General features: G+C 52.3%; 10 protein-coding genes. 2 read left to right on the top strand and 8 right to left on the bottom strand.

All coding sequences use genetic code 11. The features are described from left to right. Positions 1 to 342 precede the first annotated feature (342 nt). The 8 genes from VZT47_RS06430 to VZT47_RS06395 form a co-directional block, all read right to left on the bottom strand. Positions 343 to 1,317: an endo alpha-1,4 polygalactosaminidase gene (locus VZT47_RS06430; protein WP_330224148.1), complete on the bottom strand. Its 975-nt coding sequence runs from the start codon at positions 1,315 to 1,317 to the stop codon at positions 343 to 345. 515 nt (positions 1,318 to 1,832) lie between these two features. Beyond that, entirely contained in the window at positions 1,833 to 3,878 is a 2,046-nt protein-coding gene (locus VZT47_RS06425) for a transporter (RefSeq protein WP_330224147.1), read from the bottom strand. Further along, entirely contained in the window at positions 3,875 to 4,771 is an 897-nt protein-coding gene (pelG, locus tag VZT47_RS06420) for an exopolysaccharide Pel transporter PelG (protein WP_330224146.1), read from the bottom strand. The genes VZT47_RS06425 and pelG (VZT47_RS06420) overlap by 4 nt, the downstream gene beginning before the upstream one ends. A 28-nt stretch (positions 4,772 to 4,799) precedes the next feature. Next, positions 4,800 to 5,369 (bottom strand): exopolysaccharide Pel transporter PelG, encoded by a 570-nt coding sequence (gene pelG / locus VZT47_RS06415; RefSeq protein ID WP_330224145.1) that lies wholly within the window; start codon positions 5,367 to 5,369, stop codon positions 4,800 to 4,802. Beyond that, a complete protein-coding gene (gene pelF / locus VZT47_RS06410; RefSeq protein WP_330224144.1) occupies positions 5,345 to 6,793 on the bottom strand; it encodes a GT4 family glycosyltransferase PelF in 1,449 nt (482 codons plus the stop codon). Before pelF ends, pelG (VZT47_RS06415) begins: the two co-directional genes overlap by 25 nt. Further along, complete coding sequence (locus VZT47_RS06405) at positions 6,790 to 8,634, bottom strand: DUF2194 domain-containing protein (RefSeq protein WP_330224143.1); 1,845 nt, start codon at positions 8,632 to 8,634, stop codon at positions 6,790 to 6,792. The genes pelF and VZT47_RS06405 overlap by 4 nt, the downstream gene beginning before the upstream one ends. Continuing rightward, positions 8,631 to 9,515, bottom strand: coding sequence for a hypothetical protein (locus tag VZT47_RS06400; protein WP_330224142.1), 885 nt, complete (start codon positions 9,513 to 9,515; stop codon positions 8,631 to 8,633). The genes VZT47_RS06405 and VZT47_RS06400 overlap by 4 nt, the downstream gene beginning before the upstream one ends. A gap of 1 nt (position 9,516) precedes the next feature. Further along, entirely contained in the window at positions 9,517 to 11,631 is a 2,115-nt protein-coding gene (locus tag VZT47_RS06395; RefSeq protein ID WP_330224141.1) for a GAF domain-containing protein, read from the bottom strand. Positions 11,632 to 12,019: 388 nt separating this feature from the next. Here VZT47_RS06395 and VZT47_RS06390 point away from each other — a divergent pair, with 388 nt between their 5' ends. Together VZT47_RS06390 and VZT47_RS06385 are read left to right on the top strand one after the other, a co-directional pair. Beyond that, the gene (locus VZT47_RS06390) at positions 12,020 to 13,201 is read left to right on the top strand and encodes an iron-containing alcohol dehydrogenase (protein ID WP_330224140.1); all 1,182 of its coding nucleotides are present in this window, start codon (positions 12,020 to 12,022) and stop codon (positions 13,199 to 13,201) included. A 583-nt stretch (positions 13,202 to 13,784) separates the two neighbouring features. After that, positions 13,785 to 15,596: an S-layer homology domain-containing protein gene (locus VZT47_RS06385; RefSeq protein WP_330224139.1), complete on the top strand. Its 1,812-nt coding sequence runs from the start codon at positions 13,785 to 13,787 to the stop codon at positions 15,594 to 15,596. The last annotated feature ends 820 nt before the right edge of the window (positions 15,597 to 16,416 follow it).

The raw sequence follows: 16,416 nt of genomic DNA, 5'->3' as shown, positions 1-16,416 counted from the left end.
TTCTCCAGGAGAATTGTGTATAAAAATGGCCCGCCATCCAGTTTGATGCGGGCCTCCTGCACTGATTACTATGAACTGATAACTGATAACTTTATCACTTCCGGTATTTCCACATATTGTGTAATTATTGTACAGCCCCACTTGTTTACCGATAGAGTCGCTGGTCCCGGGTACTTTTCGTCTGTTAGTCTCATATGTGCTTTGTATCTGCCGGTAAGAAAAATAAAAAGGCCGCCCTGTCAATTTGGCGGCCGCCTGTCCGATTCCCGAACGATGCAAAGTCTCGAAGAAAACAGACTCTTCAAGGTTTCAAAGAATCCGGTCTTTCTGATTACTGATATCTCATTTAAATGTCTGCCAGGCGTCCATGACGTCCAGCAGGGCCCCGTCAAATCCGGCGGAGAGGATCTGGTCCAGGGAGGAATCCGGATTTCCATAGAGGATGGTTTTCCAGGCTTTTGTCCAGTAGCGGACGCGGTAAGCGCCCTTCCAGGCGGGATTTTCTTTTTCTATCCAGGCGGGGCGGGAGTTTTCGTCATTCCAGGAAATATCCCAGTAAGGCCGGTAGTCGGCGGCTTCGCCCAGACTGAGGTAGGCGAGAAGGAGCCGTTTTCCGCCGAGCGGTTTTATTTTGAGGGAAGAAAGGTCTTCTCCGGTGAGAAGGTTTCCTCCATAATACGGGTCGATGATGATGACATCGTAAGGGGAAGCGGCAAGGGCGGAAAGGTAGTCTTTTTTATTTCCAAATTTCATGGGATTGTTGAGGATGAGGAAATTTTCCGCGTCTTTCAGCGTGCTGATGTCTTTTTTATTTGCCCGGGGCCCGTTTTCGGGGATTTCGTCCAGATTTGCGGTCCTGCTGGTCATGGAAATATAGGAACGGTTTTCGCCCTGTTTCCTGTCTTTTTCAGCCAGGTCCCCGGAAACGTAATCCAGGGTCCAGACGGGAAGGCCTCTGGCTTTTGGCTTTTCCAGCATCACATCCAGGTAGGTGAGGACGTCTTTGTCCTGGGGAACCATTTTTCCATCTTTCGGGATATAAAAGATGCTTTCTCCCAGAAAGCCGTCCAGGGAGGAAAGGAGCTTTTCCACGGATTTTTCGCTTTCGTCTTTTGTCACTTCCAGAAGGCCGATGGCGCCGTTTCCAAGGAGCTGGAAATCGGGATTTTTTGCTTTGGCGTATTCATGGATGGATGAGGAGAGGTCCACCATGGCTTCTTCCGGGGTAAACCGGGCGTCTGATGGCCAGGGAAAAGCGGTAAGGCCGATGCCAAGAATGCCGGCAGCCAGGTGAGCAGCAAATTTTTTCAGGGTCATGGGTACCTCGGGAGGAAAATCAGCAGTTAGCGGTTGGTGAAATCATGAGAAAAAGGGATTGGGGATCAGGGGCGGTACGGGACTGGCTTTTTTCTCATTCCCGACTTGAACGATAGATAGCCCCCTTCACCGCCTTCGGCGGAGCTTCCCCCGATGGGGGACGCTTTTCGAAAGTACCGGGGAAGTTTACAGTCGAAAGTGCAGTTCCCCCTCACCCGCTTCGCGGGAGATCCCCGGGGATATGTTTTCCTTCAAGCTCATTTTCGGCTTGTACGATCGTACATCCCCCCAGTCGCCTTGAGGACAGCCCCCCGAACTTCGGGGGCCTGAGAGGGGAGCCTTTCCGGGCCGCGATTGTGTCAATTGGTATGAAAAGGTGCGCGAATCGCACTTTATAAGGTTCTGTATAAGATTGGTTTCCGAAGGAAACCATATCCATCCCGATATCCCCGGGTATCCCGATATAAAAGGTTCTCGTCTTACGGTTTCCTTCCCGGATCAGGGCCTCAGGACGATTACAGGATTCTTGCATACCAGAGGGAGAGTCCGTATCCCTGGGCGTCTGGGGCGCCTTTCTGGGTGCGGATGTATCGTTCAAGGGCAATTGACCAGCGGTTATCGGGGGATTGCTGCCAGTCCATGCGGAATCCGATTCCTTTTCTTGCCCAGCCGTCCTGAATGGATTCGGAACGGTAGAGGGGATCGTAGTTCAGGGTGGAGTGATACCAGGAAAGCCAGGTCTGCCAGGAGAGGTCTTCCCGGATATTGTGGGTATAGGAGAGGAGGATTTCTTTTTCCGAAAGGGAGTCGGTCTTCATTTCTCCTTCGGTATCGCCGGTGTATCCGTACAGGATATAGGCGCCCAGTTCGTCTTTCGGACGGATCTGCCAGTTTCCGGCAGCCCCGATTTCCCAGGCGTCTCCGTCGGTATAGCGGATTCGCCGGGAGATATTTCCATAGCTTATATCCTGCCAGGTTTTCTGCTTGTTGGTGTGGGAAATCCAGCCTTTGTACTGCCTGTTTTTTTCGCTGTGTTCGTAGGAAATATCCAGTCTTGTCTCGTTGCCCGGATCTACTTTGAAGCCCGGGTCTTCTTTTGAGTAGGCGTAGCTTCCTTTGATGTCGTAGGAAAGTTTCGCGGAAATCCGGTCTTCTTCGGAAAGCCGGTGGATGGCTTCGATTTCGGGCTGGATCTGCCAGCCTCCTCCGAAGTCCTGGAAAAGACCGAGGCCTTTCGGCACGTAGGCATTCTGATCGTATTTATTTTCTCCCGTGGGAAGGACGAGGATCATTCCATACCGCAGGCTGTTTACGGGATGGTCATTATGATAGCGCACATATAAGGTGGTATCGGTGAAGCCCGATGATTTTCCATGCCAGGCGCCGGTGTCTGATTCGAGGCGTCCCGCTTCCAGGCCCAGTTCGAAGCCTTTATGGGAGTTTCCTTTCGGCCAGTCTTTATCGCTGACTTTTTCTTCTCCCGGGTATTCGTCCCTGTAGAAGGCCTGGTACCAGGAAATGGAATGGTAAAGCTGGTGCCCCGGGTAAGGACCGTTTTTCCAGTGACGGTAGGTCATGGAGGTGCCAAAGCTTTCCCCGTTTCCCATATCCCATACGTTTTCGGCTATGAGTTTTCTGGCGGAAAGGGAGTTGTCCAGGCTCTTTTCCGCTTCGATGACCCAGTTTTTGGAGGAAATGATATTTTCTTTCGCCCGGGTGAGGTTATTTTCTCCTTCTCTGACCCAGGCCACCGTATCGTCGTACCATTTCTGGGTATCCGCCTGGGCGGAGAGGGAATCGGACCGTTCTTTGACGGCATCCCGGTAGGAGGCCTGGAGGGATGGAAGGAGGGAGGCGGCCTGTTCATAGGCCTGTTTTGTTCCTTCATAGGCAGCGCCGGCTTCGCTCTTTTTCTGTTCCATGGCACGGAGGGCTTTTTCTGCCTCTTCCGGGCTGGCATCGGAGGGAAGGCCTGCGCTGTAGAGTCCGGCGAGCCGGATGGCTTCTTCCATCCGGTTCTGCTGGAAATTCACTTCTTCCACGGCCCTTCTTACGGCTTCGGCGCGGCTGCTGCCGGATGCTCCGGATTCCCGGGTATCCAGGATGGTTTCTATATTCCGGAGGGCCGCTTCTTTTTCGGCGGTTTCCTGCTGCTGTTTTTCCAGGTTTTCCCGGGCATTTTCCAGAAGGATTTCCGCGTGGGCGGACCGCGCTTTGGCTTCGGAGAGGCCTTTTTCGGCCGAAGAGAGGGCAGAGCGGGCATCAGCGAGGTCTTTTTCTGCCCTCTTTTCATCTTTTTCGGAAGTGATGACGGATTGTTTCGCTTCGGTCAGGCTGTTTTCCGCCTGAACTGCATTGTTTCTGGCGTCCCTGAGGTTTCCATGAGCTTCGCGGATGGAATCGATCTGTTTCCGCATTTCCTGAAGGGCCCGGACGGAGGGCGATGCATCGGTGACGGGGTCATGGTAATAGGCTTCGGAAATGGAAGGAACTGTCAGGAGGAGAAGGGCCAAAGCCAGCCGTATCCTTTTTTTAGAGTGGAAATATTTCCTGAAAGTCATGAGTATTTCCTCCCTTCTCCCGGACCCAGCCGGAGGAGGTCTACAATCCTTCCGCCGCTGATTTTCTGGGCCAGCTTCGTGAGGGGACCGCTGGGGGGCCGGTAGAAAACGGGCTGGGCGCAGTACACATAGTAACTCATATGGGAGGTAAAGCGGGAAAGTTCCAGCCAGGCAATGACGAGGGTCAGGAGGGCGGCCAGGAAAAAAGTGAATCCATAGGATTCCACGCCCCAGAAATGGGTTCCCAGGAGGCCTGCGGCGAGGTTCAGGAAGGTAAAGGAAAGTCCCGTGTGAAGGACGGCGCCCTGAAGGTCGAAATAGGTGAGAAGGATGTATAAAAGCTGCATCACTCCGGTAAAAAAGACGCCAAAGAGGAGCACGTCGAACATATTGATTTCATTGCCCGGAATGCTGACCGCGGAAAGAATGGCGCTTCCGAAGGCAAGGAAAAGGAGGGTGAAGAGGAACTGGAATTCTACTACCTGACGGAGTTCGAACCACAGGGTATAGAGCAGATCGTGCCGGGCGTCATCGATTTCCTGCAGGTTTCCTTTGCGGGCGATGGCTTCGAAGTAGCCTGCATATTTCTCATAAAAATTCGTTTCCACTGAAACCACGAAAAGGGTCATAAGGGGCAGGATGGAAAGGAAGGCAAAGAAAGTGAGTCCGTCATAAAGGGGTGAAAACCGGTAGGTATCGGCCACCACCATGCCCCAGGGACCGAACCAGATGAGGAAATTCGGTATGTAGAGGCCCAGATTGTAGCCCATATAGCCCAGGGAAATTTTCCAGTGCTTTTCGAAATAGGGAAGGAAACCAAAGAGGAGACCATTCCGCGGCCGTCCGAATACGCTGGTGATGTGGATGAAAAATGTGGTCATCAGGACGGACATGCCCAGGCACAGGGAAAGAAGGGCAGAATCATGGGGGGGAAAGGAAATCCAGCTGAAGGAGGAGGGCGCAGAGCAGGATGGCCGCGAGGACTCCGGCTGAAAATCCGCTGATCAGCCGTTTATACCGTTTCACTGCAGAAAGGTAGAGGATTTCCACCCAGATGAGGGTGAGTTCCAGGAAAAAGAGGACGGAAAGGGATTTCGAAAGGAGGGGGATGGGGCTGTCTTTCAGGAAAAAGGCGGCCAGAATTCCTGCCGGAAGGACCAGGAGGGAACCCATGCCAAAGAGGGAGGAAGTCACATCCCGCAAAAAACTGGTGGTCAGGCAGTCTGCCAGGTACCGGGTAAGGACCATGGTGAAAGGACTGGTGAAAATCTGGGAGAAAATAAAGGAGTAGACCACGGGAGCCAGGAAAAGATTCCGCTCTTCCAGGGAGACACCGTGAATCCGGAAAAGGAGCTGCACGCCGAGCATCATGCCGGTGAGGAGCAGAAAAGGGCCTGAAGTGACGATGGCCGAATAGGTATAGGCTTTGATATGGCCCAGGGCCGTACGGGCGGTAAAGAGCTTTTTCAGTTCGAAGCCGACTCCTGCCATTTCTTCATCTTTCTTTCCAGACTGCTGTAAACTTCACGATAAGAATTAATGAAATATTCGTAGGTATAGCCTTTTTTTGTCCGTTCATAGCCCACGGCGGCCATTTTCTTCCGGAGGGGATAATCCCTGGCAAGCCGCAGGATTTCATGGGAGAGGGCCCGGTCATCCAGGGGCGGGACCACGGAGCCTGCGGGCCCCAGATGATCCCCGCTGTCTCCATAAATCAGTTCCCGGCAGCAGCCCACATCCGTGGTCACATAGGGACGATGGGCGGAGAATCCTTCCAGTACGCAGAGTGGCTGGCCTTCGGAAATACTGGAAAGTACCAGGATATCCATTTTCGGAAGGTAATCCGGGACCCGGATGGTGCCGGTGAAATGACAGTTCCGAAGGCCCATCACTTCCACCGTATGACGGCAGAGGTGGGCGTATTCCGGATCTTCTTCCGTATTTCCCATGATGTAGAATTCGGCGTCCGGCATTTCCTGCTGCACCCGGTAAAAGGCATGGATGAGGGTGATGATATCTTTAATCGGGACTACCCGGACCACGGCTCCTATGGTAATCGGCCCCTTGTGATCGGAGAGTTCGGAAATATGGGCAAACCGATCCATGTGGACCCCGTTGGGGATGATGGAAATTTTTGCGGGGTCGCAGCCGATTTCCTTTTCGATTTCCCCATTGTGTTCGAAAAGGGTATAGACATGGTCCGCTTCTTTGTAGGAAAGGCGGGCGAGGGTATAGAAATAATGAATCCACAGGGCTTTGAAATCCCCTTTGGCCCAGGCGCTCTTGATGATTTCCGCTTCCCTTTCCCTGGCATAAATGCCGTGTTCCGTGAGGAGGAAGGGCTTTTTGTAAAGCCGGGCCCCCATACTTCCGATGACGGCACAGTAGCCGGCGGCCACACTGTGATACACATGGGCCTTCGGAATTTCCTGCTGGAGGAGGTAGAAAAGGGGAAGGAGCATGGACCGCATGGTCCAGAAATAGTCGGTAAAGGGAAGGTAGCTGTATTTTTCTTTGTATACCGATTCAATGATATCAAAGAAATCGCCGGACATGAAGACATCCAGGGGACTTTTCCATTGATGATGCCGGAAAATATGGGCGAGTTCTTCGATATCGATATCCGATTCCCCGCGGACCAGGTCGATCAGCGTTTCCCGCTGGGACGGGGTGAGGACAGATTTCTGGAGGCCCGTCGATTTTTCGGAGAGGATTTCATCCAGGAAGACTTCCTGAATGGCGGTGCAGTTTTCCGGGATTTTATACTTGAAATGACCCCGGTCCTTTTTGAAGGCGCCGATGGAATAAATCTGGAATTCAAATTCCGGAAGGCCTTCCATGAGCATATGTACCCAGGCGGAAACGCCGCCTACGATATAGGGGTAGGAGCCTTCGGTGAGAAGACAGATTTTCATGGATTCTCCTTCCAGTACAGACGGGCCTCGGGATTTTTCATGCGGATGTACCAGGTGCCCTCATCGATTGGCCTTGCTTCCGCCCCGTCCGCGTGATCCAGGGTATGGGAGGTATGGAGGAGGAAACGGGCTTCATTCTTGAAATTCCAGGCGTGGATTTCCACGAAATGAGGATTCCTGATGATCCGGTAATCCAGGTCAAAATAATCATCGAAATAAGGAATGCTTTCCGATACGGTGACCGGAGTGAGCCAGGGGAAGCGGGCGGAGATTTCTCCCACGAAGGAAGAAAGTCCTCCCTGCATATCTTTCCAGGAATGGTCCCTGCTTTCGTCGTAGAGAATTTCATCGGGATGGACGAAATGGGAGAAGACTCCCATTTCCTGAATGGCGGAGAAAACGGTGATCCCCTGCAGTTCACCGGGCATAAAGCCTGCAGAAATACGGGGAATCGAGTAGAATCCGTCTTTCCTGGAGAAATCCTGCATCCTCTGGGCACTGTCTTTCGGTACGTTGTAAAGGGAGCTGAATACCCTGATATCGGGCAGTGCTTCGGTGACCGCTTTCTGCCCTTCCTCACTCAGGATATTGGACGGCGGAATGTAGACGCGGAAATCATAATCGGGATAGAGGGATTTCGCATAGCGGTACAGTTCCCGGAGGGAGGAGGCCATGACTGTTTCATCGGGCCAGGGGGTATACCCGGTTCCGGAAATTTCTTCCAGGGTGAGGGGCTGGTGATTGTAGCCATGAAGGCCCAGTTCTCCCCCGATGGCGAGAAGTTCCCTTCCCTGGGCGATGAAGGTTTCCCGGACCGATGTATCGGGTCCCGGGAAATCTCCATCCACATCATTATTATAGGACTCAATCATGCCTGCGGTGTAGCGGAGATTGTATTTCTTTGCCAGGGCTGTCATGAAAGGCCACCATTCCTGGCGGTAGAATTCAGCCATATTGAGCCCGGTTTCCCGCTGGAGTTTCGGGACGATGATTTTCGGCACCGGGGCGGGGAAATCGTCCAGGAAGAAAATTTTTACTCCCACTACGGGATAAATGGAATCTTCCCCGGCATGGGCGATGAGGGAGGCAAGGAAACCGGCATTCGATTTGTCCAGCCGTTCATTGCTGTTGAAAACGATGAATCTTCCCTTTCCGAAGGGGTGGGTCCAGATCACCGGCATTCCGTCCGGGGTGGAAATTTCCACGGTGGAATCAGCGCTCAGGGTGACATCATTTCCTTCGGTCTGGAAAACATCATTTCCTTCGGCCTGGAAAACTTCATTCGAGGCGAAAATTTTCCCCTTTTCCCCCGGGAGGAAGGAAGTTTTCATTTCCAGTCCGTTCCGCCAGGCCAGGGAGCCGAGACGGGCGATGCCGAGGGCTTCTTTCCATTCACCGGAAACGGCAGAAGAGTCGGAAGGCTGGATGCGCTGGAGAAGGATGACCGTCCCGCCGGAGGAAACATAATCTTTGAGGACAGGCAGGGATTTCACCTGTCCCGGGCGGGTGGTGGCCAGGAAAATGCCCTGCACTTTGTCCTGAATGGGAGGGATTTCTTCGGAGGCCACATGGGCTTCAAAAGATTTTTTCTGCTTTTTCAGCATGACTTCCGTATTGTGGGCGGCATACATGGAAGTGACACTGTCGGGATCATAAAGGATATAGTAATGATCCCTTGGAATGGATTCCGCATCGGCCCAGGGCCTGGCCGCTTCCTCACGCTGCTGAAGGGCATTGGTGAGGGAACCCATATGAAGGAAACCGCCCATGCGGGTATACTGGAAAAAGCAGCCCATGAGAAGGGCGATGAAAATGAGGACGGCGATACTTTTTCTGTTCATGCAGCGCCTCCCCAGTAACGAATGGCCGTCAGGGATTCCGGAGAAAGACGGCCCGGAAAGGCTTTCAGCCGGCGGATGGCCGACAGGGTCCCTTCCCTGTCCCGGCGGGCTATTGCAAGCTCAAGGGACAGGCGGAGGAAAGTTTCCGATGACCGGCCCTTTTCCCCGGCCAGGGTGAGGAGGGCCTCAGCATGGTCAAAGTCCTGAAGGGAAATGGCGAGCCGGATGGATTCTTCCCGGTAGACGGGTTTTTCCGGGAGCTTATCTGCCAGTTTTTCCAGGACTTTGAGGAGGTCCTTTTTTCGTTCCTCCCGCTGGTTTTCATCGCCATAGCCGCCGCGAATGAATTCCTGCAGCTTTCCGGCGTAGGTTTCCAGCAGTTCTGCTTCCTTTTCACTGTCCCTTTCCTGCCGCAGCTTTTTTTCCAGCTCGAAAATGGCGGAAGTGATATTTTCCGCCCGGGCGGTGATGAGGGAAACGGCATAATAGGAGATTTCCCGGTCCTCATCATGGACGGCTTCCCGGAGAATTTCCGGATTGTCCACCACTTCCTGGGTAATGATCGTCCGGAAGAGGCGGCGTTTCAAATGTTCATCGCCCATGAGCTGCATATCGGGGAGGGACATGATATCGGACTGATAGGTCATGCGGCCCCGGGCAGAGGGCGGATTGATTTTCACGAGGTTTTCCTCGCGGACCTTCCGGTACCCTTTTAAGTCAGAAACCATATGCCAGGTGAGGAGGGAAAAGAAACCGATCACCGGAAGGCAGAGGACAAGGATGGCTTCCGCTCCCGCCTGCCAGGCGTTTTCTTTCCGCCGGACCAGAAGAAAATAGAGAAGGGTGACGGCCAGATGGATGTAGAAATATTCTATTTCCATACTACATCACCTCTTCCGACCGGGCGATGGAAAGGCCGGCTTTTTTCAGCCGCTCTTCTATAATCGGAAGCGCAGACTCGGGGGTATCGGGGAAAAGGAGGGCATAGCTATTTTTATAAACGCCGGCGAAATCTTTGCTCCGGATGCAGTGGTCCACCCTTTCATTCAGCGAAGAAAGGGGAAGGTCCATATTCCCCAGAACGAGCAGACGGGCAGGGGAATCGTGAAGTTCCTGATGGCGGGCGCGGAGAGTTTCGATGGTCCGCATAAAAGGTTCCTCCCGGAGGATCCGGGTGCCCGGCAGGTATTTCTTCCCTGCTTCCATTTCTTCCCAGCGGGCGGCCCGGGAAAGGGCTGTGGCGATGAGGCGGGAAGTGAGGGAAAGAAGATTTTCTTCGTGGTAACTCCACTGCTCGAAGGAAAGACCGTAAATTTCGATGACCGCAATGATCTGATCACCAATCATGACCGGAGCGGCCAGATCCGGGGAATCATTCATGAAATCCCGGTTCATGAAGACCGTTCCTGTCTTCATCAGTTCAGAAAGGTAAGGGTGTTTTTCGATATCCAGGGAAGCCGGACGGGCGGCCGCTCTTTTGCCCATACGGACTTTGCGGCGCAGGAAATGACTCTGTTTCCCGGTGACATAAATGGCCAGGTCCCGGACACCCAGAAGCTCGGCTGTCACGGAAGCGGCTTTTGTGTAAATCTGTTCTTCTTCCACACTGTCCAGCTGCCGGATGATCCGGTAGATATGACCGATACTGTCTTCGGAATTCACGATATGGTGGTACAATTTATCCCGGACTTTCAGGCTGTCATCCAGGAGATTCCGGAGCAGGGAAATCTGTGCCCTGTCCCGGGCTTCCCTCCAGCCGGCCGCCTCTTTTTCATAGGTTTTCCGGTCCGCAAAATAGCCGGTGAGGACGGCAACGAAGAAATAGGAAATCAGGTGCAGGAAGCTCATGGGATCGTAAAGTATGGAGAAAGGATCCCGGCCGGTCAGTACCATTTCGGCAATCAGGAGGATCATGGAAAGGACGAAGGAAATAAAGGACTGCTGTTTTCCATAAAGAAGGCCCATGGTGCCGATGTAGAGATAATTAAAGTCGAAGGGAGAACGGGAGCCGGTAAGGATACGCACTCCCAGGATGATGGACATGATGAGGAAGCCTGCTATATTTTCCACAAAAGGAACGAACCGTTCCAGACGGGCTTTCCTTTCCGCCTTTTCCTGGAGCGCTTTTTCCTCCGCCCGCAATTTTTCGCGAAGACCGATGATTTCCTCCACTGTATTTTTCAGACCTTCCCGGTCATCGGCCCGGGAAGACCAGCCCAGTTCCTTTTGGGCAGCACTTCCATCCAGGGGAGCGCTTCCGTAGACAGGATACTTGTCCAGGTCCGATTCCGGAAGCCTGACGGGCGCCAGGGTTTCGGGGAGCGTGATTCCCTTCGGAAGGAGAGGAGAAACCAGGGCGGAAAATTCATTCCAGGTGAAGGAAGTGCCCGGCCCAAGGGGAAGGATTGCCGGATTTTCTCCGCGGAGGATGCACTGAAGAAGACCATAGGCCGCATCCCTGGCAGAGAGGAAGTACTGGGCCCCCGCTTCAAGGATGGGACTCTTTTCTTCCCGGAAGGCATCGTCCAGAATGAAACCGGGGAGGCCATCGCCCGGCTTCTGCCCTTTCCCGTACAGGGCGGGAACCGGCACAAGGGTAATGGAAAGCTTTTCATTGGTCCGCCAGATGGAAGCCAGCGATTCCATACGGCGCAGACGGCGGTCCCTCTGGTTGAAAGGCTCCCCCGGATCCGTTTCATGGAGACCGGAGAGGAAAATGCCGGACTCCTCCAGGAGAAGGATTCGGGAAACCTTCACCTTCATGGCATAGGAAAGAAGCCGGTCCAGACGGGCGATGCAGTCATCCCGCTCCGGCTCCAGCCTGTAAATCAGGGCATTGGGAAGCTTTTCGGCAAAAAAATCAGACAGGGCCCTGCCCGAAAGATCTCCTTCCGGAACGTAGACGAGCCAGTCCTCTTTCTCAAATACTTCCTTCAACTCCTCTGCCAGAAAGCCGGGAATGCCGGCCAGCAGCAGGCGTTTTTTTACATAGGCCATAAAGACAACCCCATTTTTATATATAAAGTATAAAATAGACATTAATACATCTTAATTATAACATTTTTATAAAGAACTTTACAGGCCTATTAATCTGTCCACCCTGTATCAACAGGGCATAGAGGCGTGAAATTATATCATAGGGCACGACGTGAAGGAAAAAGAGCGTGAAAGGATATGGTTCGTAAGAAAAAACGCATCCGGAATCATGGAAATACGGGGAAAATGGGCAGCTGCCGGTTCAGGCCCGGATGAGGGACGCGGGTGCACCGTACCGCTTCCAAAGACGCAGGCCAAAATCATCACTGATAAGGACTTCTTCTGTTTTCCCCCTTTTTTCATCATTCCCGATTGCTTATAATAAAAAGGAATCAAGGAGGACATCATCATGGTACAACCATTTGTATACTACAATCGCACAAAGATTTATTTCGGGAATGGAGAGCTGGACCATCTCCATGAGGAACTGGCCAGATGGGGCACTCGGGTGCTTCTGGTCTACGGGGGCGGTTCGATCAGGAAGAACGGTCTCTATGACAAAATCGTGGAGGAAATAGATAAAGCCGGTCTTTCGGGGTATGAAATTTCCGGAGTGAAACCGAATCCCGAAGTGCCTCTGGCGGCAAGGGGCGCGAAACTCTGCCGGGAAAAGGGTGTGGATCTCATCCTTGCCTGCGGAGGCGGATCGGTCATCGATTCAGCCAAAGTGATGGCAGGAAGCGCCCTGTATGAAGGAAGTCCCTGGGATCTGGTGGTGGAAAAAGTCCGGCCGGACCGGGCCATTCCGCTGATAACGGTTCCTACCATGGCAGCTACAGGTTCGGAAATGAATGACTGTGCCGTCATTACAAATCCCGTAACCCATCAGAAATACGGCTGGTCCGCGGAAGTCCTGCGGCCCCGGGTTTCCTTCCTCTGCCCTGAAAATACCTATTCCGTTTCCCCATTCCAGACGGCCTGCGGGAGCGCGGACATCCTGTCCCATCTTCTGGAAGTCTACCTGAATCAGGAAGAAGGTTTTGATTCCATCGATGGGTATATGGAAGCCATGATGCGTTCGGTCATCCGCTGGGCTCCCCTGGCCATGGAAGAAGGAAATAACGAAGAAGCCAGGGCCAATCTCATGTGGGATTCGGTATGGGCCATCAATGATCTCACAGAATCGGGCCATCATACAGCCTGGAGCTGCCATGGCATGGAACACGAACTTTCCGCTTTTTACGATATTCCCCACGGACTGGGCCTGGCCATTCTTACGCCGGCCTTCCTCCGCTTTGCCCTGAGAGAGGAAACACTCCCGAGGCTCTGTCAGTTTGCCATAAATGTCATGGGCGTCAAAAATAAGGGGGACCGGGAAAAAGTGGCAAAGAAAGGCATCAAAAAGCTCACGAAATTCCTCCGCGAAACCCTTCAGCTGCCTTCCAGACTTTCCGAACTCTCCATCGATGATACCCTCTTCGAAAGAATGGCGGAGGGCGTCATTTCCTGGAAAGGACAGGAGGGCGTGGTACAGGGATTCGTGCCGCTCAGGAAAGAGGATATTCTGGAAATATATCGGAAGTGCCTGTGACTCTCTGCCGAAAGGAAACTTTTCGTAAGGACGGCTCTGGTTGGAAGTTATCAGTGATCAGTTCGCAGTTCTCAGAAAACCGGGCGGTGAAAAGGCGGGCTGGTTTTTACAAAGCACTTTGAAATTGAAATCAGTTTGGAAATAAAAAAGCAGTTTTAGATAAAAACCCGTAAAGTAAATCACTTTACGGGTTTTCGTTTTATTTACAAAAGAAAGAGCAGCTTTTAGTTTTGGTAGGCTGGAAAGGGACTGCTGAAATTTCCCTCAAAATGGGCTCGCCCCCGGTGGGTCAAAACGCATATTTCTTCGATAAAGCCAGTGTCTTTCACAGATGGGAATCCGCTGAAAGCTGCGAACAGATGCCTGATCGCCGGATTTCTTACACATTCCGCAAAAAGAGAGATTCGCCCTGTTTCCATAACAAATTATCATCAGGTGCTAAATCCTATTGACAAGTCTTACGAACTATGGTTATAATGTTTTAGTTTCAGGACGTAAAAGTTATTCAAAAATCAAATATCGTTTTACAAATTACAGGGGTATAAGATTTCATAAGAGAGCAGAAGCCCCAAAGGAGAGAAAAATGAAGCACAGCCTTCTGAAAATCGCAGCAGCAGCTTTGATGACCTGCGCAGTATGGAACGTTTCCGCAGCCAATCCGTTTGCCGACGTGGATGAATCTTCCTGGGCCTACAAAGCCGTAGCCCAGTTGTCCGAAGAAAATGTGATCGAAGGATATCCGGATGGTACCTTCCGGGGCGACAAGAATGTAAGCCGCTATGAACTGGCCCAGATCATCGCCCGCCTCATGCAGAAACAGGACCTTTCCGATTCCCAGAAAGAAACGGTGCAGAAACTCTCCGCTGAATATGCGGACGAACTGACCAGCCTGGGAGTACGGGTTTCCGAACTGGAAAAGAAGACAGGAAATCTTTCCGTCATCACCGAACTCCGCGTACAGGACGTGCCGAGATACTCCAATATTTTCAAATCGAATAAAGAAAAATACGACGAACTCTCCCTCCGCACCCGTGTGAACGTCATGGCCAATGTGAATCCCCGTTCCACCGTGTATGGCCAGCTCGAATCCTTCACCAGCCTGAATGGCAAAGACGTCTTTGATCCGAACATGTACAACTGGAAATCCGAAGACGATGATTCCATCAGAGGCGGGCACGGAGACAGCGAAATGCACATGAACCGTCTGTGGGCTACCTATCACTTCGGCAAGAAACAGGATACCTCCAAGCTTCCCTTCGGACCCTCCAAAAACCTCATCGGTATCGGCCAGTTCCCGGTCAAAATGGGCGTCACCGGCTATACCTATGACGGACAGTTCAAAGGCGCCTCCATCTCCTTCGGCGATTATCAGAAAGGCGGAAGATTCACCATCGCCCACGGCCGTGCCACCGATATCAACTATAACTATACCGGACCCATGATGAGAGGGATTCGGGTCAATGATATCGCCAAAGGCCAGATCCTGAACCGGCTGATGAACAGTGATAAAGTTGCTGCTGCAATTGCTGCTAATCCTGCCATGGCAGCCCAGCTCAATGCCATCAAGACAGGCATCGAAAGCACTCAGACTACAGACCAGCTGAATGCCGTTGTTTCCGGTGCAGCAAAGAAAATGCTGGCAGCCGGTGTACTTACACCGAAAGATGTCATGAGCATCAGCACCCAGCTGAAGGCTCTTGGAAATATGGGAAGCCTCGGCTATGTTCAGGATGGAATTCTTTACCCCATGGGCTCCGATACTGTGATGGGCTGGGGCGAAGATGAAGACGTACCGGTTACCTACGCATCCTATATTTACAAAAAGCCGATGAACTGGGAATTCCACGCCTATGCCATGAAAGCCAACGGACCGGTAGGAAATATCTGCAAAGCTTATGGCTTTGCCGGCGCTTACTACATCACCCCGAAATGGCATATCCAGGGTGAATACGTCAAGAACCTGCGGAAACTCCCGCTGAACAATGAAAAGCCATACTCCTTCAACTATGGTCTCCATTACGGCACCACCAATATTCTCCAGAAAGGCTCCTACCAGATTGGCCTGGACTATGTATACAGCCAGGCAGGCACCTATTTCGGCGGCTCCTCCGATGCCATTACCGACCAGTACATGGGCCACGTCTACAGAAACTGGAATGGCATGAAGAACGTACCGGCCTACTTCGCAGACAAGATTGACGGAATTGCGGCTCTCGGCGCAGAAGAATCCAATAAGCACAACTACGGCGGTGCCAAATTCTTCCTCGCCAAAGCAGGCTTCGTTCCCATGAAAGGCCTCCTCCTCGAAGCAGAATACGGCTTCAACGCAAAAGACATGGGCGGACGCAAGATGGATGATATGCTCATGCTGAAAGCTACGGCGTATATTAAATAATTTGAGCAGTTAGTGGTTGGCAGTTAATTTTTAGTGATTAGTGAAAATGGGCACCTTGAAATTGGAAAGGTGCCTGTTTTTTATTGGGGAAATGGTTCTTTAATGACTTTTGAATCGGGGCTGTCGGGTTTAGTTTCGGGAATCCCGGGGCTGTCGGGAAGGCGGCGGCGCTCTCCGCCGCAGAATACATAGGGGGATTGTGCACAGGTGAGTGTGAAAAGCTCATACAAGTCGAAAAAAACACCTGCCCCTGGTCAGGAGGCAGCGAGCGAAGCGGGCAGGGGGACTATCATACATGTCGAAATTGAGCGGATTGGAAAGCGAAATACCCGGGGGGAGCCTTTCCCATTCGCAGGGCATGCCGTAGAGACACTTTCGATGGTTTGAGTCATTTTCGACAAGCGGCGCTAAAACACCTATCCGCCTGCTCCGCAGGCTGTCCATCCAGGGAAGGTGGGGCCCGGTATCATGCTTTGCTTTTTCCTTATATGCGCATCGTGAGTGTAGTGCAGAAAAAAAGGCCGCCCTGTCATTTTGGCGGCCACCTGCCCGATGTCCCGAGTCCCGATCGATGTAAAGTTTCAAAGACAGCTGATTTTTCAAAGTCCCGAAGAATTCATTCACTGAGAACTGATAACTAACGCAAAAAGCCGCCTGCCACGAATGGTGACAGACGGCTTTTTGAGCACGAAAACAAGTCCTCCTGTAAATGAAGGACTGGAGGATAGAGCCGGGTTCCCAGAATTCCGGGACATACTGATCAATCGGCAGCAGAAATCGTAATGGGCGTATGCTTCTCGTGAGACATAGTAAGGTGCCG

Origin of the sequence: Dialister sp., from assembly GCF_036343215.1 — a bacterium.
GTDB lineage: Bacteria > Bacillota > Negativicutes > Veillonellales > Dialisteraceae > Dialister.
This window is presented reverse-complemented; position numbering and strand designations above follow the sequence as displayed.